This is a genomic window from Cellulosimicrobium sp. Marseille-Q4280, assembly GCF_943181405.1.
GTDB lineage: Bacteria > Actinomycetota > Actinomycetes > Actinomycetales > Cellulomonadaceae > Cellulosimicrobium.
The window spans coordinates 239,534-265,181 of sequence record NZ_CALPBY010000008.1; the positions used below are offsets into that span (position 1 = coordinate 239,534).

General features: G+C 68.5%; 34 protein-coding genes. All 34 read left to right on the plus strand.

From position 1 onward, the window contains the following. Positions 1 to 125: 125 nt before the first annotated feature. The gene (locus NFS20_RS19915) at positions 126 to 4,007 is read left to right on the plus strand and encodes a DNA-directed RNA polymerase subunit beta' (RefSeq protein WP_251153531.1); all 3,882 of its coding nucleotides are present in this window, start codon (positions 126 to 128) and stop codon (positions 4,005 to 4,007) included. A 477-nt stretch (positions 4,008 to 4,484) separates the two neighbouring features. Beyond that, entirely contained in the window at positions 4,485 to 4,859 is a 375-nt protein-coding gene (gene rpsL, locus NFS20_RS19920) for a 30S ribosomal protein S12 (RefSeq protein ID WP_021479869.1), read from the plus strand. Continuing rightward, entirely contained in the window at positions 4,859 to 5,329 is a 471-nt protein-coding gene (rpsG, locus tag NFS20_RS19925) for a 30S ribosomal protein S7 (protein WP_251153532.1), read from the plus strand. The genes rpsL and rpsG overlap by 1 nt, the downstream gene beginning before the upstream one ends. A 115-nt stretch (positions 5,330 to 5,444) precedes the next feature. Further along, positions 5,445 to 7,547 carry an elongation factor G gene (fusA, locus tag NFS20_RS19930; RefSeq protein ID WP_251153533.1) on the plus strand — a complete coding sequence of 701 codons (2,103 nt, stop codon included), beginning with the start codon at positions 5,445 to 5,447 and terminating at the stop codon, positions 7,545 to 7,547. Positions 7,548 to 7,678: 131 nt separating this feature from the next. After that, positions 7,679 to 8,875, plus strand: coding sequence for an elongation factor Tu (gene tuf / locus NFS20_RS19935; RefSeq protein WP_251153534.1), 1,197 nt, complete (start codon positions 7,679 to 7,681; stop codon positions 8,873 to 8,875). 596 nt (positions 8,876 to 9,471) lie between these two features. Continuing rightward, positions 9,472 to 9,780: a 30S ribosomal protein S10 gene (gene rpsJ / locus NFS20_RS19940; RefSeq protein WP_012867945.1), complete on the plus strand. Its 309-nt coding sequence runs from the start codon at positions 9,472 to 9,474 to the stop codon at positions 9,778 to 9,780. Positions 9,781 to 9,794: 14 nt separating this feature from the next. Beyond that, positions 9,795 to 10,457, plus strand: a complete 663-nt coding sequence (gene rplC, locus NFS20_RS19945) for a 50S ribosomal protein L3 (protein ID WP_251153535.1) — start codon at positions 9,795 to 9,797, stop codon at positions 10,455 to 10,457. A 7-nt stretch (positions 10,458 to 10,464) separates the two neighbouring features. Continuing rightward, positions 10,465 to 11,178 carry a 50S ribosomal protein L4 gene (rplD, locus tag NFS20_RS19950; protein ID WP_251153536.1) on the plus strand — a complete coding sequence of 238 codons (714 nt, stop codon included), beginning with the start codon at positions 10,465 to 10,467 and terminating at the stop codon, positions 11,176 to 11,178. Then, the gene (gene rplW, locus NFS20_RS19955) at positions 11,175 to 11,465 is read left to right on the plus strand and encodes a 50S ribosomal protein L23 (RefSeq protein ID WP_251153537.1); all 291 of its coding nucleotides are present in this window, start codon (positions 11,175 to 11,177) and stop codon (positions 11,463 to 11,465) included. Before rplD ends, rplW begins: the two co-directional genes overlap by 4 nt. A gap of 31 nt (positions 11,466 to 11,496) precedes the next feature. After that, positions 11,497 to 12,333: a 50S ribosomal protein L2 gene (rplB, locus tag NFS20_RS19960; protein WP_191612722.1), complete on the plus strand. Its 837-nt coding sequence runs from the start codon at positions 11,497 to 11,499 to the stop codon at positions 12,331 to 12,333. A 15-nt stretch (positions 12,334 to 12,348) separates the two neighbouring features. Continuing rightward, positions 12,349 to 12,630, plus strand: coding sequence for a 30S ribosomal protein S19 (gene rpsS, locus NFS20_RS19965; RefSeq protein WP_012867940.1), 282 nt, complete (start codon positions 12,349 to 12,351; stop codon positions 12,628 to 12,630). Between the two features lie 67 nt (positions 12,631 to 12,697). Beyond that, positions 12,698 to 13,069: a 50S ribosomal protein L22 gene (gene rplV / locus NFS20_RS19970; protein ID WP_251153538.1), complete on the plus strand. Its 372-nt coding sequence runs from the start codon at positions 12,698 to 12,700 to the stop codon at positions 13,067 to 13,069. Beyond that, positions 13,069 to 13,923 carry a 30S ribosomal protein S3 gene (rpsC, locus tag NFS20_RS19975; protein ID WP_251153539.1) on the plus strand — a complete coding sequence of 285 codons (855 nt, stop codon included), beginning with the start codon at positions 13,069 to 13,071 and terminating at the stop codon, positions 13,921 to 13,923. The genes rplV and rpsC overlap by 1 nt, the downstream gene beginning before the upstream one ends. Before the next feature lie 3 nt (positions 13,924 to 13,926). Beyond that, positions 13,927 to 14,346, plus strand: a complete 420-nt coding sequence (rplP, locus tag NFS20_RS19980) for a 50S ribosomal protein L16 (RefSeq protein ID WP_069386374.1) — start codon at positions 13,927 to 13,929, stop codon at positions 14,344 to 14,346. Continuing rightward, a complete protein-coding gene (gene rpmC, locus NFS20_RS19985) occupies positions 14,346 to 14,582 on the plus strand; it encodes a 50S ribosomal protein L29 (RefSeq protein WP_069386375.1) in 237 nt (78 codons plus the stop codon). Before rplP ends, rpmC begins: the two co-directional genes overlap by 1 nt. 11 nt (positions 14,583 to 14,593) lie before the next feature. Then, the gene (gene rpsQ / locus NFS20_RS19990) at positions 14,594 to 14,896 is read left to right on the plus strand and encodes a 30S ribosomal protein S17 (protein ID WP_251153540.1); all 303 of its coding nucleotides are present in this window, start codon (positions 14,594 to 14,596) and stop codon (positions 14,894 to 14,896) included. 215 nt (positions 14,897 to 15,111) lie between these two features. After that, a complete protein-coding gene (rplN, locus tag NFS20_RS19995; RefSeq protein WP_079572436.1) occupies positions 15,112 to 15,480 on the plus strand; it encodes a 50S ribosomal protein L14 in 369 nt (122 codons plus the stop codon). A gap of 2 nt (positions 15,481 to 15,482) precedes the next feature. Further along, on the plus strand, positions 15,483 to 15,824 hold the full coding sequence (gene rplX / locus NFS20_RS20000) for a 50S ribosomal protein L24 (protein WP_251153541.1): 342 nt from the start codon (positions 15,483 to 15,485) through the stop codon (positions 15,822 to 15,824). Beyond that, positions 15,824 to 16,393: a 50S ribosomal protein L5 gene (gene rplE / locus NFS20_RS20005; RefSeq protein WP_251153542.1), complete on the plus strand. Its 570-nt coding sequence runs from the start codon at positions 15,824 to 15,826 to the stop codon at positions 16,391 to 16,393. The genes rplX and rplE overlap by 1 nt, the downstream gene beginning before the upstream one ends. 1 nt (position 16,394) lies before the next feature. Further along, positions 16,395 to 16,580: a type Z 30S ribosomal protein S14 gene (locus NFS20_RS20010; RefSeq protein ID WP_012867931.1), complete on the plus strand. Its 186-nt coding sequence runs from the start codon at positions 16,395 to 16,397 to the stop codon at positions 16,578 to 16,580. A gap of 82 nt (positions 16,581 to 16,662) precedes the next feature. Then, positions 16,663 to 17,061, plus strand: coding sequence for a 30S ribosomal protein S8 (gene rpsH, locus NFS20_RS20015; RefSeq protein ID WP_251153543.1), 399 nt, complete (start codon positions 16,663 to 16,665; stop codon positions 17,059 to 17,061). 19 nt (positions 17,062 to 17,080) lie between these two features. Next, on the plus strand, positions 17,081 to 17,617 hold the full coding sequence (gene rplF, locus NFS20_RS20020) for a 50S ribosomal protein L6 (RefSeq protein WP_251153544.1): 537 nt from the start codon (positions 17,081 to 17,083) through the stop codon (positions 17,615 to 17,617). 2 nt (positions 17,618 to 17,619) lie between these two features. Further along, on the plus strand, positions 17,620 to 17,991 hold the full coding sequence (gene rplR, locus NFS20_RS20025; RefSeq protein WP_251153545.1) for a 50S ribosomal protein L18: 372 nt from the start codon (positions 17,620 to 17,622) through the stop codon (positions 17,989 to 17,991). A gap of 40 nt (positions 17,992 to 18,031) precedes the next feature. Further along, positions 18,032 to 18,685 carry a 30S ribosomal protein S5 gene (rpsE, locus tag NFS20_RS20030; protein ID WP_251153546.1) on the plus strand — a complete coding sequence of 218 codons (654 nt, stop codon included), beginning with the start codon at positions 18,032 to 18,034 and terminating at the stop codon, positions 18,683 to 18,685. After that, entirely contained in the window at positions 18,685 to 18,867 is a 183-nt protein-coding gene (gene rpmD, locus NFS20_RS20035) for a 50S ribosomal protein L30 (RefSeq protein WP_021480439.1), read from the plus strand. The genes rpsE and rpmD overlap by 1 nt, the downstream gene beginning before the upstream one ends. A gap of 2 nt (positions 18,868 to 18,869) precedes the next feature. Further along, a complete protein-coding gene (gene rplO / locus NFS20_RS20040) occupies positions 18,870 to 19,427 on the plus strand; it encodes a 50S ribosomal protein L15 (protein WP_251153547.1) in 558 nt (185 codons plus the stop codon). 317 nt (positions 19,428 to 19,744) lie between these two features. Then, positions 19,745 to 21,043 (plus strand): preprotein translocase subunit SecY, encoded by a 1,299-nt coding sequence (secY, locus tag NFS20_RS20045; protein ID WP_251153548.1) that lies wholly within the window; start codon positions 19,745 to 19,747, stop codon positions 21,041 to 21,043. Between the two features lie 29 nt (positions 21,044 to 21,072). Continuing rightward, on the plus strand, positions 21,073 to 21,630 hold the full coding sequence (locus NFS20_RS20050; protein ID WP_251153603.1) for an adenylate kinase: 558 nt from the start codon (positions 21,073 to 21,075) through the stop codon (positions 21,628 to 21,630). 79 nt (positions 21,631 to 21,709) lie between these two features. Continuing rightward, positions 21,710 to 22,546 (plus strand): type I methionyl aminopeptidase, encoded by an 837-nt coding sequence (gene map / locus NFS20_RS20055; protein WP_251153549.1) that lies wholly within the window; start codon positions 21,710 to 21,712, stop codon positions 22,544 to 22,546. 274 nt (positions 22,547 to 22,820) lie between these two features. Next, complete coding sequence (infA, locus tag NFS20_RS20060; RefSeq protein ID WP_012867920.1) at positions 22,821 to 23,042, plus strand: translation initiation factor IF-1; 222 nt, start codon at positions 22,821 to 22,823, stop codon at positions 23,040 to 23,042. 98 nt (positions 23,043 to 23,140) lie between these two features. Next, entirely contained in the window at positions 23,141 to 23,254 is a 114-nt protein-coding gene (gene rpmJ, locus NFS20_RS20065; protein ID WP_003956441.1) for a 50S ribosomal protein L36, read from the plus strand. A gap of 225 nt (positions 23,255 to 23,479) precedes the next feature. Beyond that, a complete protein-coding gene (rpsM, locus tag NFS20_RS20070; RefSeq protein ID WP_229243414.1) occupies positions 23,480 to 23,854 on the plus strand; it encodes a 30S ribosomal protein S13 in 375 nt (124 codons plus the stop codon). A 106-nt stretch (positions 23,855 to 23,960) separates the two neighbouring features. Further along, positions 23,961 to 24,368, plus strand: a complete 408-nt coding sequence (gene rpsK / locus NFS20_RS20075) for a 30S ribosomal protein S11 (RefSeq protein ID WP_251153550.1) — start codon at positions 23,961 to 23,963, stop codon at positions 24,366 to 24,368. Between the two features lie 227 nt (positions 24,369 to 24,595). After that, positions 24,596 to 25,615: a DNA-directed RNA polymerase subunit alpha gene (locus NFS20_RS20080; RefSeq protein ID WP_251153551.1), complete on the plus strand. Its 1,020-nt coding sequence runs from the start codon at positions 24,596 to 24,598 to the stop codon at positions 25,613 to 25,615. Positions 25,616 to 25,648: the final 33 nt, after the last annotated feature.

The window sequence follows — 25,648 nt, forward strand, 5'->3', positions numbered from 1 at the left end:
TCCTCTGACCGGGCCCCGCTCCCGCCCTCCCCGCACCCCATTCGTTCCACCCCGTCTTGATGAAGCCGACGGCGACGGTCCCCTCGGAGGGACCGCGCCCCGGCAGACGAAGGAAGTAGGACACCTTGCTCGACGTCAACGTCTTCGACGAGCTGCGCATCGGCCTGGCCACGGCCGACGACATCCGTGCGTGGTCGCACGGTGAGGTCAAGAAGCCCGAGACCATCAACTACCGCACCCTCAAGCCCGAGAAGGACGGACTCTTCTGCGAGAAGATCTTCGGCCCCACCCGGGACTGGGAGTGCTACTGCGGCAAGTACAAGCGCGTGCGCTTCAAGGGCATCATCTGCGAGCGCTGCGGCGTCGAGGTGACGCGCTCGAAGGTCCGCCGTGAGCGCATGGGCCACATCGAGCTCGCCGCGCCCGTCACGCACATCTGGTTCTTCAAGGGCGTGCCCTCGCGCCTCGGCTACCTGCTCGACCTCGCCCCGAAGGACCTGGAGAAGGTCATCTACTTCGCGGCGTACATGATCACGTCGGTCGACGACGAGGGTCGCCAGGAAGACCTCCCGAACCTCCAGAACGAGATCGACCTGGAGAAGAAGGAGATCGCGGACGCCCGCGACAACGACATCAACGCCCGCGCCCAGAAGCTCGAGGCCGACCTGGCCGAGCTCGAGGCCGAGGGTGCGAAGGCCGACGCGCGCCGCAAGGTCCGCGACTCGGCCGAGCGCGAGATGACGCAGATCCGCAAGCGCGCGGACGCCCAGCTGGACCGCCTGGACCAGGTTTGGGACCGCTTCAAGAACCTCAAGGTCGCCGACCTCGAGGGCGACGAGATGCTGTACCGCGCCCTCCAGGACCGCTACGGCACCTACTTCGAGGGCTCGATGGGCGCCGCGGCGATCCAGAAGCGCCTCCAGGACTTCGACCTGGAGGCCGAGGCGGACTCGCTGCGCGAGACCATCCGCTCCGGCAAGGGCCAGCGCAAGACGCGCGCGCTCAAGCGCCTCAAGGTCGTCAACGCGTTCCTCACGACGACGAACTCGCCCACGGGCATGGTGCTCGACGCCGTCCCGGTCATCCCGCCGGACCTGCGCCCGATGGTGCAGCTCGACGGTGGCCGCTTCGCGACGAGCGACCTCAACGACCTGTACCGCCGCGTGATCAACCGGAACAACCGGCTCAAGCGCCTGCTCGACCTCGGTGCGCCGGAGATCATCGTCAACAACGAGAAGCGGATGTTGCAGGAAGCTGTGGATTCGCTCTTTGATAACGGCCGCCGTGGTCGCCCGGTCACGGGCCCCGGTAACCGTCCGCTGAAGTCGATCTCCGACATGCTCAAGGGCAAGCAGGGTCGTTTCCGTCAGAACCTGCTCGGCAAGCGCGTCGACTACTCGGGCCGTTCGGTCATCGTCGTCGGCCCGCAGCTCAAGCTCCACCAGTGCGGCCTGCCCAAGCAGATGGCGCTCGAGCTGTTCAAGCCGTTCGTCATGAAGCGGCTCGTGGACCTCAACCACGCGCAGAACATCAAGAGCGCGAAGCGCATGGTCGAGCGTGCGCGCCCGGTCGTGTGGGACGTCCTCGAAGAGGTCATCACGGAGCACCCGGTCCTGCTGAACCGTGCGCCGACGCTGCACCGTCTGGGCATCCAGGCGTTCGAGCCGCAGCTCGTCGAGGGCAAGGCGATCCACCTGCACCCGCTCGTGTGCGCCGCGTTCAACGCGGACTTCGACGGTGACCAGATGGCCGTCCACCTGCCCCTGAGCGCGGAGGCGCAGGCCGAGGCGCGCATCCTCATGCTCTCGAGCAACAACATCCTCAAGCCGTCGGACGGTCGTCCGGTGACCATGCCCTCGCAGGACATGATCATCGGCCTGTACCACCTGACGAGCGACAAGGCCGGCGCCCAGGGCGAGGGCCGCGCGTTCGCGTCCGTCGCCGAGGCCATCATGGCCTTCGACCAGGGATCGCTCGACCTCAACGCCCCGGTGAAGATCCGCACCACGGACCTCGTCCCGCCGGTCTCCGGCTTCGAGGCGCCCGAGGGCTGGGAGCCCGGTCAGCCGATCCTGTTCGACACCACGCTCGGTCGTGCGCTGTTCAACGAGACGCTGCCGGTCGACTACCCGTACGTGAACTCGGTGGTCGACAAGAAGCGCCTCTCGGCGATCGTCAACGAGCTCGCCGAGCGGTACCCGAAGGTCGAGGTCGCCGCCTCGCTCGACGCCCTCAAGGCCGCCGGCTTCCGCTGGGCGACCCGTTCGGGCGTCACGATCGCGATCTCCGACGTCGCCACCCCGACGGAGAAGGCCGAGATCCTCGAGCAGCACGAGGAGCGCGCGCTCAAGGTCCAGCAGCAGTACGACCGTGGTCTCATCACGGACGACGAGCGCCGTCAGGAGCTCATCGAGATCTGGACCCAGGCGACGGACAAGGTCGCGTCGGTCATGCGCGAGAACCTCGAGGCGAACGACCGCAACACGGTCTACCGCATGGTCGGCTCGGGTGCCCGTGGTAACTGGATGCAGGTCCGTCAGATCGCCGGTATGCGCGGTCTCGTGGCGAACCCGAAGGGCGAGATCATCCCGCGCCCGATCAAGTCCAACTACCGCGAGGGCCTGTCCGTCCTCGAGTACTTCATCGCGACGCACGGCGCCCGCAAGGGTCTGGCGGACACCGCGCTGCGGACCGCCGACTCGGGCTACCTCACGCGTCGTCTCGTGGACGTGTCGCAGGACGTCATCGTCCGCGAGGAGGACTGCGGCACGGAGCGCGGCCTGACGATGCCGATCGCCGAGGAGCTCGGGGGCATCCTCGTCCGCCACCCCAAGGTGGAGACGAGCGTGTACTCGCGCACCCTCGCGTCCGACCTGGTCGACGCCGACGGCAACGTCATCGGCAAGGCCGGCGACGACGCGGGCGACGTCCTCATCGACGCCGCCGTGGAGGCAGGCGTGCGCGAGGCGAAGGTCCGTTCGGTCCTGACGTGCGAGTCGCGCGTCGGCACGTGCGCCAAGTGCTACGGCCGGTCGCTCGCGACGGGCAAGCTCGTCGACATCGGCGAGGCCGTGGGCATCATCGCGGCCCAGTCGATCGGTGAGCCGGGCACCCAGCTGACGATGCGTACGTTCCACACCGGTGGTGTGGCGTCCGCGGACGACATCACGCAGGGTCTGCCGCGTGTCACGGAGCTCTTCGAGGCCCGCACGCCCAAGGGTGAGGCGCCCATCGCCGAGTTCCCGGGTCGCATCACGATCGACGACTCCGAGCGTTCGCGTCGACTCGTGCTCACGCCGGACGACGGCTCCGAGGAGATCGCCTACCCGGTGACCAAGCGTGCGCGCCTGCTCGTGCAGGACGGCGACCACGTCGGCGTCGGCATGCAGCTCGTGCAGGGTGCGGTGGACCCGAAGAAGGTCCTGCGCATCCTCGGCCCGCGCGCCACGCAGAAGCACCTGGTGGACGAGGTCCAGGAGGTCTACCGCTCCCAGGGCGTGGACATCCACGACAAGCACATCGAGGTCATCGTGCGGCAGATGCTGCGCCGGATCACGGTCCTGGACTCGGGCGACGCCCCGCTGCTCCCGGGCGAGCTGGCCGAGCGCGGCCGGTTCGAGGACGCGAACCGTCGCACCGTGGCGGAGGGTGGCCAGCCGGCCTCCGGCCGCCCCGAGCTGATGGGCATCACGAAGGCGTCGCTCGCGACCGACTCGTGGCTCTCGGCCGCCTCCTTCCAGGAGACGACCCGCGTGCTCACCGAGGCGTCGATGAGCGGTCGTCGTGACCCGCTGCTCGGCCTCAAGGAGAACGTCATCATCGGTAAGCTCATCCCGGCCGGTACCGGTCTTCCCCGGTACACGAAGGTCACGGTCGAGCCCACCGAGCAGGCCAAGACGGAGCTCTACCCGAGCTTCGGCTACGACGAGATCGACTTCCCGGCGCTCGGCATGGGCTCCGGCGAGGCGATCCCGCTCGAGGACCTGGACTTCGGCGACTACCGCTGACGTCCCGCACCAGCGGGGCGGCACCTGACGGGTGCCCGACGACGCAGGCCCGGCCTGCGTCGTCGGGCACCCGTCCGCGTTCCCCGCCCCGCCGGTCCCACCCAGCGCGTCCGGCCAGGACGCCGACCAGCGCCTTTGACTACCCCCCGGGTGGCAGGTAACCTGGTAAACCGTGCCCGCGCCGTCGGGCCCTCCGTGATGTCCCTGGCGGGACCGTGCTCAGCGAGCGATCGCCGGCGCACTGTCGCTCATCGCCACGCTGGATCTCCGGACGGGCCGATGTGAGTGCCCGGGCATTCCGGATCCGGTCCTGACAGCGCCTCGCGCCGCAGGGCAGGAGATGGACCATCGGGCCGGTGGTAGGTGGCTGCTGCAGCGTGTCGAGCGCTGCGGGTGCCTCGTGCGATCGGCTCCACCAGCCAGCACGACCACCACCGGGGATCGCCCCGGTACAGCTCGAGAAGACACGGAGACGTAGTGCCTACGATCCAGCAGCTCGTCCGCAAGGGGCGGACCTCGAAGGTGGGGAAGTCCAAGACTCCCGCCCTCAAGGGTTCCCCGCAGCGGCGCGGTGTGTGCACGCGCGTGTACACCACCACCCCGAAGAAGCCGAACTCCGCGCTGCGCAAGGTCGCTCGCGTGAAGCTCTCCTCCCAGGTCGAGGTCACGGCCTACATCCCCGGCGTCGGCCACAACCTGCAGGAGCACTCCATCGTGCTCGTCCGCGGTGGTCGTGTGAAGGACCTCCCGGGTGTGCGCTACAAGATCGTGCGCGGCGCGCTCGACACGCAGGGCGTGAAGAACCGCAAGCAGGCCCGCAGCCGCTACGGCGCCAAGAAGGAGAAGAGCTGATGCCTCGCAAGGGCCCGGCCCCGAAGCGGCCGCTCATCGTCGACCCCGTCTACGGGTCGCCCGTCGTCACGCAGCTCATCAACAAGGTGCTGCTCGACGGCAAGAAGTCCACCGCCGAGTCGATCGTCTACGGCGCCCTCGAGGGCGTCCGGGCGAAGACCGACGGCGACCCGGTCGTCGTCCTCAAGCGCGCGCTCGAGAACGTGCGCCCCGCGCTCGAGGTCCGCTCGCGCCGCGTCGGCGGTGCGACCTACCAGGTCCCCGTCGAGGTGCGCCCCACGCGTTCCACGACCCTCGCGCTGCGCTGGCTCACGGACTACTCGCGCGCCCGTCGCGAGAAGACCATGACCGAGCGCCTCATGAACGAGATCCTCGACGCGAGCAACGGCCTCGGCGCCGCGGTCAAGCGTCGCGAGGACATGCACAAGATGGCGGAGTCCAACAAGGCCTTCGCCCACTACCGCTGGTAGTCCGCCCGACCGGCCCCGTGGACTCGCGTCCCCGGGGCCGTCGGCGGGTCTCCGGCCGGCCACCCCGGTCCGAGCAGCGCCCCCGACTCAACCCACCTAGCGAGGGAAACAGACCGTGGCACTTGACGTGCTCACCGACCTGAACAAGGTCCGCAACATCGGCATCATGGCCCACATCGATGCCGGGAAGACCACGACCACCGAGCGCATCCTGTTCTACACCGGTGTGAACTACAAGATCGGTGAGACGCACGACGGCGCGTCGACGATGGACTGGATGGAGCAGGAGCAGGAGCGCGGCATCACGATCACGTCGGCCGCGACGACCTGCTACTGGAAGAACAACCAGATCAACATCATCGACACCCCGGGCCACGTCGACTTCACGGTCGAGGTCGAGCGCTCCCTGCGCGTGCTCGACGGCGCCGTCGCCGTCTTCGACGGCAAGGAGGGTGTGGAGCCGCAGTCGGAGACGGTGTGGCGCCAGGCCGACAAGTACAACGTCCCGCGCATCTGCTTCGTCAACAAGATGGACAAGCTCGGCGCGGACTTCTACTTCACGGTCGACACTATCGTGAACCGCCTCAAGGCGAAGCCGCTGGTCATCCAGCTGCCGATCGGCTCCGAGAACGACTTCACGGGCGTCGTCGACCTGCTCGAGATGAAGGCGCTCGTCTGGCACGGCGAGACGAAGCTCGGCGAGGCCTACGACACCGAGGAGATCCCCGCGGACCTCCAGGAGAAGGCCGAGCAGTACCGCGCGGAGCTCGTCGAGGCCGTCGCCGAGGCGGACGACGAGCTGCTCGAGAAGTTCCTCGGGGGCGAGGAGCTGTCGATCGCCGAGATCAAGTCCGGCATCCGCAAGCTCGTCATCGCCGGCGAGGCCTTCCCGGTCCTGTGCGGTTCCGCGTTCAAGAACAAGGGCGTCCAGCCCATGCTCGACGCGGTCATCGACTACCTGCCGTCGCCGCTCGACGTCCCCGCGATCGAGGGCCACGACGTCAAGGACGAGGAGAAGGTCGTCGAGCGTCACCCCGACGCCACCGAGCCGTTCTCCGCGCTCGCGTTCAAGGTCGCGACGCACCCGTTCTTCGGCAAGCTCACCTACGTCCGGGTGTACTCGGGCAAGGTCGCGCAGGGCGCCCAGGTGCTCAACTCGACCAAGGGCAAGAAGGAGCGCATCGGGAAGCTCTTCCAGATGCACTCCAACAAGGAGAACCCGGTCGAGGACGCGACGGCTGGTCACATCTACGCGTTCATCGGCCTCAAGGACGTCACGACGGGCGACACGCTGACCGACCCGGCGAACCCCGTCATCCTCGAGTCGATGACGTTCCCCGAGCCGGTCATCGACGTGGCGATCGAGCCGAAGACGAAGGCCGACCAGGAGAAGCTCTCGACGGCGATCCAGAAGCTCGCCGAGGAGGACCCGACGTTCCGCGTGAAGCTGGACGACGAGACCGGCCAGACCGTCATCGGCGGCATGGGCGAGCTCCACCTCGACATCCTCGTCGACCGCATGCGTCGCGAGTTCAAGGTCGAGGCGAACGTCGGCAAGCCGCAGGTCGCGTACCGCGAGACGATCCGCCGCACGGCGGAGAAGATCGACTACACGCACAAGAAGCAGACCGGTGGTTCGGGGCAGTTCGCGAAGGTCCAGGTCACCTTCTCGCCGCTCGACACGTCCGAGGGCGAGCTCTACGAGTTCGACAACGCCGTCACCGGCGGTCGGATCCCGCGCGAGTACATCCCCAGCGTCGACCAGGGCATCCAGTCGGCGATGCAGCACGGCGTCCTCGCCGGCTTCCCGCTGGTGGGCGTCAAGGCCACGCTGATCGACGGCGCCTACCACGACGTCGACTCGTCCGAGATGGCGTTCAAGATCGCCGGCTCGATGGTCCTCAAGGAGGGCGTCAAGCGGGCGGACCCGGTTCTGCTGGAGCCGGTGATGGCGGTCGAGGTGCGTACGCCCGAGGAGTACATGGGCGACGTCATCGGCGACCTGAACTCACGTCGTGGAATGATCCAGTCCATGGAGGACGCGACGGGTGTGAAGGTCGTCCGGGCCCACGTACCGTTGTCAGAGATGTTCGGGTACATCGGTGACCTCCGGTCGAAGACCCAGGGTCGTGCCGTGTACTCGATGCAGTTCGACAACTACGCCGAGGTTCCTCGGAACGTTGCCGAAGAGATCATCAAGAAGACCCGGGGCGAGTGAGACCCCACAGGTCGTAGTAGTCCCGCACAACCATCAACCTGTAGGCAACCGCAACGCCCCGTGGATGTAGGATCTTTCGGTCGACATTCGCAAACGTTCGGCACATCTACCCAAGTCCCAGGAGGACCCCAGTGGCTAAGGCCAAGTTCGAGCGGACCAAGCCGCACGTCAACATCGGCACCATCGGTCATGTCGACCACGGTAAGACGACGCTGACGGCGGCGATCTCGAAGACGCTCGCGGACACGTACCCGGACCTGCCGGCGAACGTCCAGCGCAACTTCGACGAGATCGACGCGGCTCCCGAGGAGAAGCAGCGCGGTATCACGATCAACATCGCGCACATCGAGTACGAGACGCCGAAGCGCCACTACGCGCACGTCGACGCCCCGGGTCACGCCGACTACATCAAGAACATGATCACCGGTGCCGCCCAGATGGACGGCGCGATCCTGGTCGTCGCCGCGACCGACGGCCCGATGGCCCAGACGCGCGAGCACGTCCTGCTCGCCCGCCAGGTCGGCGTGCCCTACCTGCTCGTGGCGCTCAACAAGTCCGACATGGTCGACGACGAGGAGATCCTCGAGCTCGTCGAGATGGAGGTGCGTGAGCTCCTCTCCGGTCAGGGCTACGACGGCGACGACGCTCCCGTCGTGCGCGTCTCCGGCCTCAAGGCCCTCGAGGGCGACGCGGAGTGGACCTCCAAGATCGTCGAGCTCATGGAGGCCGTCGACGAGAACGTGCCCGAGCCCGTCCGCGAGCTCGACAAGCCGTTCCTCATGCCCGTCGAGGACGTCTTCACGATCACCGGTCGTGGCACCGTCGTCACCGGCAAGGTGGAGCGTGGCACGCTCGACCTGAACTCGGACGTCGAGATCGTCGGCATCCGCTCCCCGCAGAAGACCACGGTCACGGGCATCGAGACGTTCCACAAGCAGATGGACCAGGCTCAGGCCGGCGACAACACCGGTCTGCTCCTGCGCGGCATCAAGCGCGAGGACGTCGAGCGCGGCCAGGTCGTCGTGAAGCCGGGTTCGATCACCCCGCACACGGACTTCGAGGCGCAGGTCTACATCCTGGGCAAGGACGAGGGTGGGCGTCACAACCCGTTCTACTCGAACTACCGTCCGCAGTTCTACTTCCGCACCACCGACGTCACCGGCGTCATCACGCTGCCCGAGGGCACCGAGATGGTCATGCCCGGCGACAACACCGAGATGACGGTCGCGCTGATCCAGCCGATCGCCATGGAGGAGGGCCTCGGCTTCGCCATCCGTGAGGGTGGCCGCACCGTGGGCTCCGGCCGCGTCACCAAGATCCTCAAGTGATCTGACGCTGCCTGTCGGCAGCACCGCCACGAGGGCCCGGCACCGCGAGGTGCCGGGCCCTCGTGCCGTCTGGCCCCAGGAACGGCCCTCCCTGGCCCGTCCCTGGTCGTCCCTGGCCCGTCCCTGGCCGTCCCTGGCCCGCCGGCCGGGGAGCCGGTGGAGCGCCGACGGGGGAGGGCGCGACGTCGGAGACGTCACAGCACTGCCCGCCCGCCCCGACTTGGACGTAGGCGGGTTCGTGTGGCAAACTGTTCAGGTTGCCTGCAACGGGCGCGCTCTTTCATGTGTCGAACAGTGTGTTGAACCGGTCCTCGCCCCGCGAGGACGGATCCCGGGCGGAATCAGCCCGGATCTGCGGGTTGAGCTCTCTGTCGACATGGATCGAGCACCCCGCGGAACACACGTTCCGACCAGGCTCGACAAACGTTGTGGTCCGATGCTGCGGCGTCGTGCGAGAGCACGGTGCGCGGTGGGCTCACATATCCAACGGCCCTGCGCCTCTCGGCGCGTGCGCCCAGGTGCGTCGTGAATACGCGACACGCCCGAGCGCGGGGGTCGGACAGCTAGCGGTTCGAGAGAGAGAGTCAGACGACGCCATGGCGGGACAGAAGATCCGCATCCGGCTCAAGTCCTACGACCACGAGGTCATCGACAGCTCGGCGCGCAAGATCGTCGACACGGTGACGCGCGCTGGTGCAACGGTCGTGGGTCCGGTGCCGCTGCCGACGGAGAAGAACGTCTTCTGCGTCATCCGGTCGCCTCACAAGTACAAGGACAGCCGCGAGCACTTCGAGATGCGCACGCACAAGCGGCTGATCGACATCATCGACCCCACGCCGAAGGCCGTCGACTCGCTCATGCGTCTCGACCTGCCTGCCGACGTGAACATCGAGATCAAGCTCTGAGGCTGGAGGACATCATGACTACCCCCCAGCAGAACACCCGACCGGTCACGGCCGTGCTCGGGACCAAGCTCGGGATGACCCAGCTCTGGGACGAGGCCGGGCGCCTCGTTCCGGTGACTGTCGTCGCGGTCGGCACGAACGTCGTCACGCAGCTCCGTACCGCTGACGTCGACGGGTATGCCGCCGTGCAGCTGGCCTACGGCCAGATCGACCCCCGCAAGGTGACGAAGCCCCTCAAGGGCCACTTCGAGAAGGCCGGCGTCACGCCGCGTCGTCACGTCGCCGAGATCCGGACCTCCGACGCGGCCGAGTACACGCTCGGTCAGGAGATCACCGCGGAGGCCTTCGAGGCCGGCGCCGTGGTCGACGTCGTGGGCACGACCAAGGGCAAGGGCACCGCCGGTGTGATGAAGCGTCACGGCTTCTCCGGCGTCGGCGCCTCCCACGGTGCGCACCGCAACCACCGCAAGGCTGGTTCGATCGGTGGCGCCTCGACCCCGTCGCGCGTCTTCAAGGGACTGCGCATGGCGGGTCGTATGGGCCACGACCGCCAGACCACCCAGAACCTGACCGTGCACGCGGTCGACGCCGAGAAGGGTCTGCTGCTCGTCAAGGGCGCGGTTCCCGGCCCCAAGGGCGGCGTCGTCCTCGTCCGTAGCGCCGCGAAGGGAGCGTGAACAACCGATGGCAACGCAGAACGCGCTGACCGTTGAGGTCCTCGACGCGAGCGGCAAGAAGGCCGGGACCGCCGAGCTCCCCGCCGAGGTGTTCGACGTCGTGACGAACGTCCCGCTGATCCACCAGGTCGTCGTCGCCCAGCGTGCCGCCGCGCGCCAGGGCACCCACGACACCAAGAGCCGCGGCGAGGTCCGCGGTGGTGGTCGCAAGCCCTACAAGCAGAAGGGCACTGGCCGCGCCCGCCAGGGCTCGATCCGCGCGCCGCAGTTCGCGGGCGGTGGCACGGTCCACGGGCCGACGCCGCGCTCCTACGACCAGCGCACCCCGAAGAAGATGAAGGCCGCCGCGCTGCGCGGTGCCCTCTCGGACCGGGCCCGCAACGGCCGCGTCCACGTCGTGACGGGCTTCGGCGTCGACGGTGCTCCGTCGACCAAGACCGCCCTCGCGACGCTCGCGAAGCTCTCCGAGCGCAAGCACGTCCTCGTCGTCACCGAGCGTGGTGACGAGCTGACGGTCAAGTCGCTGCGGAACGTCGAGCAGGTCCACCTCCTGGTGGCCGACCAGCTCAACACCTACGACGTGCTCGTCTCCGACGACGTCGTCTTCACGCAGGGCGCGCTCGACGCGTTCCTGGCCGGCCCGTCCACGGGTCGCTCCGCGAAGGCCGTCGCCACCTCCACCGAGGCGGACGAGACTGCTGCCGAGGAGGCTGCGAAGTGACCACCGTGACCAAGGACCCCCGCGACGTGATCCTCTCGCCCGTCGTCTCCGAGAAGAGCTACGGCCTCCTCGACGAGGGCAAGTACACGTTCGTCGTGGACCCGCGGGCCAACAAGACCGAGATCAAGATCGCCATCGAGCAGATCTTCTCCGTCAAGGTTGCGTCGGTGAACACGATCAACCGCAAGGGCAAGACGCGTCGCACGCGTTTCGGCCTGGGCAAGCGCAAGGACACCAAGCGTGCGATCGTCACCCTCCGCGAGGGCACGATCGACATCTTCGGCTGAGCCGACGAGAGCAGATTGAGGACAGATCCCCATGGGAATCCGTAAGTACAAGCCGACGACGCCCGGCCGCCGCGGCTCGAGCGTCGCCGACTTCGCCGAGATCACGCGCTCGCAGCCGGAGAAGTCTCTGGTCCGCCCGCTCTCCAAGAGCGGCGGTCGCAACAGCTCCGGCCGCATCACCACCCGTCACAAGGGTGGTGGCCACAAGCGCGCGTACCGCGTGATCGACTTCCGTCGTCACGACAAGGACGGCGTGCCCGCGAAGGTCGCTCACATCGAGTACGACCCCAACCGCACGGCGCGCATCGCGCTCCTGCACTACGCGGACGGCGAGAAGCGCTACATCATCGCGCCGAGCAAGCTCAAGCAGGGCGACGTCATCGAGAACGGCGCCGGTGCGGACATCAAGCCCGGCAACAACCTGCCGCTGCGCAACATCCCGACCGGTACGGTCATCCACGCCATCGAGCTCAAGCCCGGTGGCGGCGCGAAGATCGCCCGTTCGGCCGGCGCGTCGGTCCAGCTCGTCGCCAAGGACGGCCCGTACGCGCAGCTGCGCATGCCCTCCGGCGAGATCCGCAACGTCGACCTGCGCTGCCGCGCGACGGTCGGCGAGGTCGGCAACGCCGAGCAGTCGAACATCAACTGGGGCAAGGCCGGCCGCATGCGCTGGAAGGGCAAGCGCCCGACCGTCCGCGGTGTCGCGATGAACCCGATCGACCACCCGCACGGTGGTGGTGAGGGCAAGACCTCCGGTGGACGCCACCCGGTGAGCCCCTGGGGCCAGCCGGAGGGTCGTACCCGCCGCCCGAACAAGCCGAGCGACAAGCTGATCGTGCGTCGTCGACGTACCGGCAAGAAGCGCTGATAGGAGCCTGGAAACATGCCTCGTAGCCTGAAGAAGGGCCCCTTCGTCGACGGACACCTCCAGAAGAAGGTGGACGTGCAGAACGAGAAGGGGACCAAGAACGTCATCAAGACCTGGTCCCGCCGGTCGGTCATCACGCCCGACTTCCTCGGTCACACCTTCGCCGTGCACGACGGTCGCAAGCACACGCCGGTGTTCGTCACCGAGTCGATGGTCGGCCACAAGCTCGGCGAGTTCGCTCCCACGCGGACCTTCCGCGGCCACGTGAAGGACGACAAGAAGGGTCGTCGCCGCTGACCCGCGAGGGTCAAGGTGACGACTGGATTGTCGAATGACGGTCAACACACAAGAAGGCAGGACAGCAATGGAAGCCAAGGCGCAGGCGCGGTTCGTCCGTGTCACGCCCCAGAAGGCCCGGCGCGTCGTGGACCTCATCCGTGGCAAGCAGGCCTCCGAGGCCGTCGCGGTGCTGAAGTTCGCACCGCAGGCGGCGAGCGAGCCCGTCCGCAAGGTCGTGGAGAGCGCGATCGCCAACGCCCGGGTGAAGGCGGACCGTGCGAGCGTCGCGTTCGACGAGCAGGAGCTCGTCGTGCGTGAGGCGTTCGTCGACGAGGGCCCGACCCTCAAGCGGTTCCGCCCGCGCGCCCAGGGCCGTGCGAACCGCATCCTCAAGCGCACCAGCCACATCACCGTGGTGATCGCTCCGCGCGAGAACACGAAGGGAAGTGCCCGATAGTGGGACAGAAGGTTCACCCGCACGGGTACCGCCTCGGCATCACCACCGACCACCGGTCGCGCTGGTTCGCCGACAGCACCAAGCCCGGACAGCGGTACCGCGACTACGTCCGCGAGGACGTCCAGATCCGCAAGCTCATGAGCACCGGTCTCGAGCGCGCGGGCATCTCCAAGGTCGAGATCGAGCGCACCCGTGACCGTGTCCGCGTGGACATCCACACGGCGCGCCCGGGCATCGTCATCGGTCGCCGTGGCGCCGAGGCCGACCGCATCCGCGGCGAGCTGGAGAAGCTCACCGGCAAGCAGGTGCAGCTCAACATCCTCGAGGTCAAGAACGCTGAGATCGACTCCCAGCTCGTGGCCCAGGGGATCGCGGAGCAGCTCGCGAGCCGTGTCTCGTTCCGTCGTGCCATGCGCAAGGGCATCCAGTCCGCGCAGCGCGCCGGCGCGAAGGGCATCCGCGTCCAGGTCTCCGGCCGCCTCGGTGGCGCGGAGATGAGCCGGTCGGAGTTCTACCGCGAGGGTCGTGTGCCGCTGCACACGCTGCGCGCGAACATCGACTACGGCTTCTTCGAGGCCCGCACCACGTTCGGCCGTATCGGCGTGAAGGTGTGGATCTACAAGGGCGACATGACCGAGAAGGAGTGGGCCGCCCAGCAGGCGACCGCTGCTCCTCGCCAGGGCCGTGGCGGCCCGCGCGGCGAGCGCGGCGGCGACCGTGGCGGAGACCGCCGTGGTGGGCGTCGTCCCGAGCGTTCGGCCGAGCGGAGCGCAGCTCCCGAGGCGCCGGCCGCCGAGCAGGCCCCGGCCACGGAGCCCGCTCAGCAGGCCCCTGAGACCGGAACGGAGGCCTGAGTCATGCTGATCCCCCGCAGGCTCAAGCACCGCAAGCAGCACCACCCGTCGCGCTCCGGCGCGGCCAAGGGTGGCACGCAGATCTCCTTCGGTGAGTACGGCATCCAGGCTCTCGAGCCGGCGTACGTCACGAACCGTCAGATCGAGGCTGCTCGTATCGCGATGACCCGCCACATCAAGCGTGGCGGAAAGGTCTGGATCAACATCTACCCGGACCGTCCCCTGACCAAGAAGCCCGCCGAGACCCGCATGGGTTCCGGCAAGGGCTCGCCCGAGTGGTGGGTCGCCAACGTCAAGCCCGGCCGCATCGTCTTCGAGCTGGCCGGTGTCCCGGAGCCCCTGGCTCGTGAGGCCATGCGCCGCGCGATCCACAAGCTCCCGATGAAGTGCCGTTTCGTGGTGCGCGAGGGTGGTGGCAACTGATGGCTGTCGGAACGAAGGGGCTCGCCCCCACGGACCTGGATGCCTTCGACGACGAGAAGCTCGTCGCCGAGCTGAAGAAGGCCAAGGAGGAGCTTTTCAACCTCCGTTTCCAGTCGGCCACCGGCCAGCTGGAGAGCCACGGACGTCTCAAGGCCGTCCGTCGCGACATCGCGCGGATCTACACGATCCTGCGTGAGCGCGAGCTCGGTATCCGTACTGCACCGAGCGCCGAGTGAGTGAGGCTGGAATGAGCGAGAACGCAACGAACGCCCCGGTCGAGGAGGCGAGCGCCGAGGAGGCGCGCGCCTACCGCAAGACCCGCCGCGGCTACGTCGTCAGCGACAAGATGGACAAGACCGTCGTGGTCGAGGTCGAGGACCGGGTCAAGCACCCGCTCTACGGCAAGGTCATCCGTCGCACGAGCAAGGTCAAGGCGCACGACGAGCAGAACTCCGCCGGCGTCGGCGACCTCGTCCTGATCATGGAGACCCGCCCGCTGTCCGCGACCAAGCGGTGGCGCCTGGTGGAGATCCTCGAGAAGGCCAAGTAGTACCGGCCGTGGCGGACGGCTCACGTCGTCCGCCACGACCGATCTCGTGCCGCGCCTCGCGGTGCGGCAACCAGTGAGGACAGGAGCGGCGGGTCCACCGCCGCGACCTGGCCGGTTCACCCGCGAGGGACCCGGCACTGACAGCTATCCGTTCGGCAAGGCTCGCCCCGACCTCGGTCGTGGTGAGAACCGGCTCGACGACAGGAGTACATGACATGATCCAGCAGGAGTCGCGACTTCGTGTCGCCGACAACACGGGTGCCAAGGAGATTCTCTGCATCCGCGTTCTCGGTGGCTCGGGCCGTCGCTACGCCGGAATCGGCGACACCATCGTCGCAACCGTCAAGGACGCGATCCCGGGCGGCAACGTGAAGAAGGGCGACGTCGTCAAGGCCGTCATCGTCCGGACCGCCAAGGAGCGCCGTCGTCCCGACGGTTCCTACATCAAGTTCGACGAGAACGCGGCCGTGATCCTCAAGAACGACGGCGAGCCGCGCGGTACGCGCATCTTCGGCCCGGTCGGTCGTGAGCTGCGCGACAAGCGCTTCATGAAGATCATCTCGCTGGCTCCGGAGGTGCTCTGACCATGGCGAAGATCAAGAAGGGCGACCTCGTGGTCGTCATCGCGGGCAAGGACCGCGGCAAGCAGGGACGCGTGCTCGAGGTCCTCAAGGACAGCGACCGCCTGGTCGTCGAGGGCGTGCAGCGCGTCACGAAGCACACCAAGGTCGGCCAGTCGCAGCGCGGCACGCGGACCGGTGGCATCGAGACCGTCGAGGCGCCGATCCACATCAGCAACGTGATGGTCGTCGACCCGGAGACCAAGAAGGGCACCCGCGTCGGGTACCGCACCGAAGAGGTCGAGCGTGACGGCCGCAAGCGGACGGTTCGCGTCCGTGTCGCCAAGCGCTCCGGTAAGGACATCTGATGAGCACCGATATCGCAGCCCCCGAGGTCCCGCGCCTCAAGCAGCGCTACCGCGACGAGATCGTCGCCGGTCTGCGCGAGGAGTTCGGCCACGGCAACGTCAACCAGGTCGCCCGCGTCACGAAGATCGTCGTGAACATGGGTGTCGGTGACGCCGCCAAGGACTCGAAGCTCATCGAGGGCGCCATCCGCGACCTCTCCGCGATCACCGGCCAGAAGCCGCAGGTCACGAAGGCCCGCAAGTCCATCGCGCAGTTCAAGCTGCGCGAGGGCATGCCGATCGGCGCGCACGTCACGCTGCGCGGCGACCGCATGTGGGAGTTCCTCGACCGTCTGCTGTCGATCGCCCTGCCGCGCATCCGCGACTTCCGCGGCCTGTCGCCCAAGCAGTTCGACGGGCACGGCAACTACACGTTCGGCCTCACGGAGCAGTCGATGTTCCACGAGATCGACCAGGACAAGATCGACCGTGTCCGCGGTATGGACATCACGATCGTGACCACGGCGACGACCGACGACGAGGGCCGCTCACTGCTGCGCCGTCTCGGCATGCCTTTCAAGGAGAACTGACATGGCGAAGAAGGCCCTGGTCAACAAGGCGGCCGCCAAGCCCAAGTTCGCGGTCCGCGCCTACACCCGGTGCCAGAAGTGCGGTCGCCCGCACTCGGTGTACCGCAAGTTCGGCCTGTGCCGCATCTGCGTGCGCGAGATGGCCCACCGTGGTGAGCTTCCGGGCGTCACCAAGAGCAGCTGGTAACAACTACGTCGTAGGTCCTGGCGGGCCGCACCGCACGGTGCGCGCCCGCCGGGATACCACGCCGAGGAAGGGCTAGAGCCCAATGACGATGACCGATCCGATCGCAGACATGCTGACGCGTCTGCGGAACGCGAACTCGGCTTACCACGACACGGTCACCATGCCGTTCTCGAAGCTGAAGTCGCACATTGCCGAGATCCTCCAGGCCGAGGGCTACATCGCCGGCTGGAGCGTCGAGGACGCGAAGGTGGGGCAGAACCTCACCATCCAGCTCAAGTTCGGCCCGAACCGTGAGCGCAGCCTTGCCGGCGTGCGCCGCGTGTCGAAGCCCGGGCTGCGCGTGTACGCGAAGTCCACCAACCTGCCCAAGGTGCTCGGCGGCCTCGGCGTGGCGATCCTGTCCACGTCCTCCGGCCTCCTCACCGACAAGCAGGCCGCCACGAAGGGCGTGGGCGGCGAAGTCCTCGCCTACGTCTGGTAATCCGGAAAGGAGATACGCCATGTCTCGAATCGGCAAGATCCCCGTTCCGGTCCCGGCCGGAGTGGACGTCACCATCAGCGGCGCGCTCGTGACCGTGAAGGGCCCCAAGGGTTCTCTCGAGCACAACGTGCCCACCCCCATCCAGGTCGCCCAGGAGGACGCCACGCTCGTGGTGTCGCGCCCGGACGACGAGCGCGCGTCCCGCGCGCTGCACGGCCTCACGCGCACCCTTCTGGCGAACATCGTCGAGGGCGTCACGCAGGGCTACGAGAAGAAGCTCGAGATCGTCGGTACCGGGTACCGCGTGACCGCGAAGGGCTCGGACCTCGAGTTCGCCCTCGGGTTCAGCCACCCGGTCGTCGTGACCCCGCCCGCGGGCATCACGTTCGCCGTCGAGAGCCCCACCAAGTTCTCGGTGTCGGGCATCGACAAGCAGCAGGTCGGCGAGGTCGCTGCGAACATCCGCAAGATCCGCAAGCCCGAGCCGTACAAGGGCAAGGGTGTGCGTTACGCCGGCGAGGTCGTCCGCCGCAAGGTCGGAAAGGCTGGTAAGTAACGATGGCTCTGAAGGTTCTCGGCAAGGGCAAGGCGGTCGCGCGTCAGCGCCGCCACCTGCGCCTGCGCAAGAAGATCAAGGGCACCGACGCTCGTCCGCGCCTCGTGGTGACGCGCTCCACGCGCCACATCACGGCCCAGGTCGTCGACGACACGATCGGTCAGACGCTCGCGTCGGCCTCGTCCCTCGAGGCGGACCTGCGTGCGCTCGACGGCGACAAGAGCGCCAAGGCCCGCAAGGTCGGCGAGCTCGTCGCCGAGCGTGCGAAGGCCAAGGGCGTCGACTCCGTCGTGTTCGACCGCGGTGGCAACAAGTACCACGGTCGGGTTGCTGCGGTCGCCGACGGCGCACGCGAGGGCGGTCTGGCCCTGTGACGACGCCGACCATCCGTACACGGAAGCAAAGGATTCTCTGATGGCTGCAGGGCAGCGCAGCAACACCGGCGCCCCCACGGGTGCCGCCAACGAGTCGAGCGACCAGAACGCCCGCGGGGGCCGCGACAACCGTCGTGACAACCGCCGTGACGGTCGCCGGGGCGACGCAGCCGAGAAGAACGCCTTCGTCGAGCGCGTCGTCACCATCAACCGCGTCTCCAAGGTCGTCAAGGGCGGCCGTCGCTTCAGCTTCACCGCGCTGGTCGTGGTGGGCGACGGCGACGGCACCGTCGGTGTCGGCTACGGCAAGGCGAAGGAGGTGCCCGCGGCGATCGCCAAGGGTGTCGAGGAGGCCAAGAAGAACTTCTTCAAGGTCCCGCGCATCCAGGGCACCATCCCGCACCCCATCCAGGGTGAGGCCGCCGCCGGCGTCGTCTTCCTCCGTCCGGCCGCCCCGGGTACCGGTGTCATCGCCGGTGGTCCGGTGCGCGCCGTGCTGGAGTGCGCCGGCATCCACGACGTCCTGAGCAAGTCGCTCGGCTCGTCCAACGCGATCAACATCGTGCACGCGACCGTCGAGGCGCTGCGCAACCTCGAGCAGCCTGAGGCCGTCGCGGCTCGCCGTGGCCTCCCGCTCGAGCACGTGGCTCCGGCCGCGCTCCTGCGTGCCCGTGCAGCGGGGGTGAACGCCTGATGGCCAGGCTCAAGGTGACCCAGACGAAGTCCGCCATCGGCGGCAAGCAGAACCAGCGCGACACGCTGCGCACTCTGGGCCTCAAGCGGATCGGCGACACCGCCGTGAAGGAGGACCGCCCGGAGATCCGCGGCATGGTCGCGACGGTGGCGCACCTCGTCACCGTTGAGGAGGTCGAGTGACCATGGCTGAGAAGGCCACCAAGGAGACCGTCGAGGCTCCGAAGAAGAAGGCACCCGCCAAGAAGGCACCCGCCAAGTCTGCGGAGGCCGCTCCGGCGAAGCAGACCGAGGGTGCCGGCGGCACGCTCAAGATGCACCACCTGCGTCCGGCTCCCGGCGCCAAGAAGGCCAAGACCCGTGTGGGTCGTGGTGAGGCGTCGAAGGGTAAGACGGCGGGCCGCGGTACCAAGGGTACGAAGGCTCGTTACCAGGTCCCCGAGCGCTTCGAGGGCGGGCAGATGCCTCTGCACATGCGCCTGCCGAAGCTGCGCGGGTTCAAGAACCCGTTCCGCACCGAGTACCAGGTCGTGAACCTGGACAAGCTCGCCGCGCTGTACCCCGAGGGTGGCTCCGTCACCGTCGAGGACCTCGTGGCGAAGGGCGCGGTCCGCAAGGGCCAGCTCGTGAAGGTGCTGGGCACGGGCGAGATCACCGTCAAGCTCGAGGTCGCGGTCGACGCCCTCTCGGGCGCGGCCCGCGAGAAGATCCTCGCGGCCGGCGGTTCGGTCTCGGAGGACTGACACCACGGACAGGGCCGGTGGCGCGCACGCGCCGTCGGCCCTGTCCGTGTCTCGGGGCCGTCTCCGACGGGTCCCGGGGTACGGTCGCCGTCCCGTCGGGCAGCGGGGCGCGACTAGACTTCCCGTCGGCCGTCGTCGGTCTCCGACCGGCGGCCGGTCGACGCGGTGGACGACCGACCGATCCCGGTCGGCCGACACCGACTTGCCGTTCGACGCGGCGCAACGGTTAGGGTGCCTCTTGGCGCCGGTGCCGTGCGTCACACCTCGCCGGGCCTCCCGGCGACACGACATCCCGCCTCGGCGGGCCAGGAGGATAGGTGCTCAGCGCATTCGCCCGGGCTTTCCGGACGCCTGACCTGCGGCGCAAGCTGCTGTTCACGATCGCGATCATGGCGATCTTCCGTGTGGGTTCGTTCATCCCCACGCCGGGTGTGGACTACCCCAACGTGCAGCAGTGCATCGCGGAGACCGCCGAGGGCAACGACCTTCTCGGGCTCGTCAACCTCTTCAGCGGTGGAGCACTGCTCCAGCTGTCGATCTTCGCGCTCGGGATCATGCCGTACATCACGGCCAGCATCATCGTGCAGCTCCTGCGCGTGGTGATCCCTCGCTTCGAGGCCCTGCACAAGGAGGGCCAGTCGGGCACCGCGAAGCTCACGCAGTACACGCGCTACCTGACGATCGCGCTCGCGATCCTCCAGTCGACGACCGTCATCACGACGGCGCGCAACGGCCTGCTCTTCCAGGGCTGCTCGGTCGAGGTCATCCCCGACGGGAGCTTCGTCACGATGGCCCTCATGGTCATCACGATGACCGCCGGCACGGGCCTCATCATGTGGCTGGGCGAGCTCATCACGGAGCGCGGCGTCGGCAACGGCATGTCGCTGCTGATCTTCACGTCGATCGCCGCGAGCTTCCCGACCGCGCTGTGGTCGATCGCCGGTGGCGCCAACGGCCCCGCGAACTTCATCATCATGATCGCGGTGATCGTCCTCGTGATCGGGCTCGTCGTCTTCGTCGAGCAGTCGCAGCGCCGGGTGCCCGTGCAGTACGCCAAGCGCATGGTCGGCCGGCGCATGTACGGCGGGTCGAGCACGTACATCCCCATCAAGATCAACATGGCCGGCGTCATCCCCGTGATCTTCGCGGCCTCGCTGCTCGCGGTCCCGGGCCTCATCGCGCAGTTCGGCGACCAGACCGCCGGCTGGGTGATCTGGGTCAGCACGAACCTGGCCGACCCCGCCGCGCCGCTGCACATCGCGCTCTACGTCGCGATGATCCTGTTCTTCTGCTTCTTCTACACGGCGATCACGTTCAACCCGGACGAGGTCGCGGACAACATGAAGAAGTACGGCGGCTTCATCCCCGGCATCCGTGCCGGGCGTCCGACCGCCGAGTACCTCGACTACGTCATCACCCGCATCACCTCCGCGGGCTCCATCTACCTCGCGCTCGTCGCGCTCCTGCCGACGCTGGTCCTCATCGGGCTCGGCGTGAGCACGAACATCCCGTTCGGCGGCTCCTCGATCCTCATCGTGGTCGGCGTCGGCCTGGAGACGGTCAAGCAGATCGACTCCCAGCTGCAGCAGCGCCACTACGAAGGGTTCCTCCGTTGAGCAACGCCCCGACCGCACGCCTCGTGATCATGGGACCTCAGGGTGCCGGCAAGGGGACGCAGGCCGCCCGGCTCGCCGAGCGCTACGCGATCCCCGCGATCTCCACGGGCGACATCTTCCGGGCGAACATCAAGGGCGGCACGGAGCTCGGCCGCCTCGTGCAGGAGTACACGGCGAAGGGCGACCTCGTCCCCGACTCCGTGACCAACGAGATGGTGCGGGACCGCCTCGCGCAGGACGACGTCGCGCGCGGCTTCATCCTGGACGGCTACCCGCGCAACGCGGCCCAGGTCGTCGAGCTCGACGCGATCCTCGCCGACCTGGGCTGGTCGCTCGACGGCGTCGTCGAGATCACGGCCGAGCGTGACGAGCTCCTCGCCCGGCTCGCGAAGCGCGCCGAGATCGAGGGCCGCGAGGACGACACCGAGGAGGCCATCGCGCGCCGCCTCGACATCTACGCGGAGCAGACGGCTCCGCTCACCGCCGCGTACGACGAGCGCGGGCTGCTCGTCCGCGTGGACGGCATCGGCGAGATCGACGACGTCACCGAGCGCATCGTGTCCGCGCTCGAGCCGCTGGTCGGCTGACGGCAGAGCAGCACCGCACGCCACGCGGCAGGCCGTCCTGCGCGGGGCCGTGCGGGTGCCGGTCGGGAGAGGGAGCACGGTGTTCGGTCGCGAACGCATCGAGTACAAGACGCACGAGCAGGTCCAGGCCATGCGGCGTGCCGGGGTCGTCGTCGCCACGGCCCTCGAGACGGTGCGCGACGCCGTACGGCCCGGCATGACGACGAGCGACCTCGACGCGCTGGCCGCCGCGGTCATCGCCGACGCCGGTGCGACCTCGTCGTTCCTCGGCTACGAGGGGTATCCGGCGACGGTGTGCGTGTCGGTCAACGACGAGGTGGTGCACGGCATCCCCGGTGCGCGCGAGCTGCGCGCGGGAGACGTCGTCTCGGTGGACTGCGGGGCCGTCGTCGACGGCTGGCACGGGGACTCGGCGACGTCGTTCGTCCTCGCCGACGCGGACCCCGCCGACGAGGCGCTCGTCGAGGCCACGCGCCAGGCGATGTGGGACGGCATCGCGGCGCTCGCGAGGAGCGAGCGGCTCGGTGACGTCGGCGTCGCGATCGAGGACTCCGTCCGGGCGGCGGGGGAGCGGGACGGCGTCGCCTACGGGATCGTCGAGGAGTACGTGGGCCACGGGATCGGCTCCGCGATGCACCAGCCGCCGGACGTGCCGAACTACCGCACGCGCGACCGCGGGCCGCGGCTGCGGCCGGGCATGTGCCTCGCGATCGAGCCGATGGTCACGCGGGGGGAGCGTTTCACCCAGGTGTGCGAGGACGACTGGACGGTCGTCACCGACGACGGCTCGCGGGCCGCGCACTGGGAGCACAGCGTCGCGATCCTCGACGACGGCATCTGGGTCCTCACCGCCGCCGACGGTGGCGCGGAGGAGCTCGCCGCGCGCGGTGTGCAGGTCGCACCGCTCGGCGCCTGACGTCCCGACGCGTCGCGGCGGACCCGGGGCGCCCGCCAAGGGGGCGAGACCTCGCCGGCGACCGGTGTGACGGACTCGGGTTTCCCGACGCTTGCCGGATGCCGTAGGATAGACCGTTGGGTGTAGTCCGTGTTCACCGGTACGTCCGGCTCCGCCGTCCCGAAGGGCGCCGGTGCCGGCGTCGACGCGAGGCTCCACACGACAATCCACGCTCGCGGGCCTCGGGTCCTTCGCGCGTGGGACCGAGCAGTTCAGACGAGAGTTAGCGGAGGACATGGCAAAGAAGGACGGTGTCATCGAGATCGAGGGCAGCGTGGTCGAGGCCCTGCCGAACGCGATGTTCCGCGTGGAGCTGGCCAACGGGCACAAGGTTCTCGCCCACATCTCGGGCAAGATGCGTCAGCACTACATCCGGATCCTCCCCGAGGACCGTGTCGTGGTGGAGCTCAGCCCGTACGACCTGTCCCGCGGCCGGATCGTCTACCGCTACAAGTAGTCGTCACGCGTCCACCACTCAACCAGCCACCGCCTCCTGGCCACCGGGACCACCCGGTCGGTCGCCTGCGGGGGCGGAGCACCACTGAGGGAACACTGATGAAGGTCAAGCCCAGCGTCAAGAAGATCTGCGACAAGTGCAAGGTGATCCGCCGGCACGGTCGCGTCATGGTGATCTGCGACAACCTGCGGCACAAGCAGCGCCAGGGCTGAGCCCTCGCCTGCGCCACGGGTGACGGCCCTCGGGCCGGATCACCGGGCGACCGCCTGACGGCGGCGCCCACCAGCGCACCACCACGAACCCGCCCCGGAGGGCGGTCGCGACAGCGGCCGCACGACGGCGCGGGGGAACCCCCGGCCCGGAGGCCGGGGCCCGCGGCTCCCGCGGGAGGGCGGTGCGGAAGACCTCCGGACGAAGTACGAGGAGCCGAAAGGCACATGGCACGTCTCATCGGCGTCGACCTCCCCCGCGACAAGCGGCTCGAGGTTGCGCTCACCTACATCTTCGGCGTCGGCCGCACCCGCGCCCAGCAGACGCTGGCCGCGACGGGCATCAGCCCGGACGCGCGCGTGAAGGACCTCGGCGACGCCGAGCTCGTCGCGCTCCGCGACTACCTCGAGGGCAACTACAAGCTCGAGGGTGACCTCCGTCGTGAGGTGGCCGCCGACATCCGCCGCAAGGTCGAGATCGGCACCTACCAGGGCCTGCGTCACCGCCGCGGCCTTCCCGTGCGCGGTCAGCGCACGAAGACCAACGCGCGCACGCGCAAGGGACCGAAGCGCACCGTGGCCGGCAAGAAGAAGGCCCGCTAAGCAGCAGTCCGCCGGGCGGGCCCCGGCCGTGCGGTGACCCTCGCGTCACCGGGCGGCTCGGAGATCCCCGCGGTCCGACCACCTCAGACCAGGAGAGAAAGAGCACATGCCTCCCAAGACTCGCGCAGCCTCCGGCTCGCGCAAGCCGCGCCGCAAGGACAAGAAGAACGTCCCGCTGGGCCAGGCGCACATCAAGAGCACCTTCAACAACACGATCGTCTCGATCACCGACCCGACGGGCGCCGTGATCGCCTGGGCCTCGGCCGGGCACGTGGGCTTCAAGGGCTCCCGCAAGTCCACGCCGTTCGCCGCGCAGCTCGCTGCGGAGTCCGCGGCACGCCGCGCCCAGGAGCACGGCGTGAAGAAGGTCGACGTCTTCGTCAAGGGTCCCGGCTCGGGCCGCGAGACCGCGATCCGCTCCCTCCAGGCCACCGGCCTCGAGGTCGGCTCGATCCAGGACGTGACGCCGCAGGCGCACAACGGGTGCCGTCCGCCCAAGCGTCGCCGCGTCTGACGTCCTCGCCGTCGGCACGCACGCCGTCGACGGGTCTCCGGGTGCCTCGCGCACACCGGAGCCCCGTCGACGGCAGCGGTCCGTCCGGGCTCCGGCCCTGACGCACCGGCGGCACCCCTTCCCGACCGGGTGGACCGAGTCCCGGCCGGGGCCGCGCGCCCAGGCGCGCACCTCGCCTTGAACCGTGAAGCGTCATATGGCGGACGCTCACCGAAAGGAAATCACCAGTGCTGATCGCACAGCGCCCCACCTTGACCGAAGAGGTCATCTCGGAGAACCGTTCGCGCTTCTCCATCGAGCCCCTGGAGCCGGGCTTCGGCTACACGCTCGGCAACTCGCTGCGTCGCACGCTGCTGTCGTCCATCCCGGGCGCGGCGGTCACCTCCATCCGCATCGACGGTGTGCTCCACGAGTTCACCACCGTGCCGGGTGTCAAGGAGGACGTCACCGAGGTCATCCTCAACATCAAGAACCTCGTGGTCTCCTCGGAGAACGACGAGCCCGTCGTGATGTACCTGCGCAAGCAGGGCGCTGGCGCCGTCACCGCGGCCGACATCGTCCCGCCCGCGGGCGTGGAGGTCCACAACAGCGATCTGCACATCGCCACGCTGAACGACAAGGGCAAGCTCGAGATCGAGCTCACGGTCGAGCGTGGCCGTGGCTACGTCTCGGCGGCGCAGAACAAGTCGTTCGACGCGGAGATCGGCCGGATCCCGGTCGACTCGATCTACTCGCCGGTCCTCAAGGTGACCTACAAGGTCGAGGCGACGCGTGTCGAGCAGCGCACCGACTTCGACAAGCTGGTCGTCGACGTCGAGACGAAGCAGGCGATCTCGCCTCGCGACGCCCTCGCGTCGGCGGGCAAGACGCTCGTCGAGCTGTTCGGCCTGGCCCGTGAGCTCAACGTCGAGGCCGAGGGCATCGAGATCGGCCCGTCGCCGACGGACGCCGCGCTCGCCGCGGACCTGGCGCTGCCGATCGAGGAGCTCAACCTCACGATCCGCTCGTACAACTGCCTCAAGCGCGAGGGCATCCACCAGGTGGGCGAGCTCGTCGCTCGCAGCGAGGCCGACCTGCTGGACATCCGCAACTTCGGTGCGAAGTCCATCAACGAGGTGAAGGAGAAGCTCGCTGAGCTCGGCCTGTCCCTCAAGGACTCGCCGCTGGACTTCGACCCGTCGGCCGCCGCGTACTACGACGGCGACGAGGACGAGCCGACGTTCTCGGACACCGAGCAGCAGTACTGAGCCGGCGCGAGCCAGCGACTCCCACACCTCTAG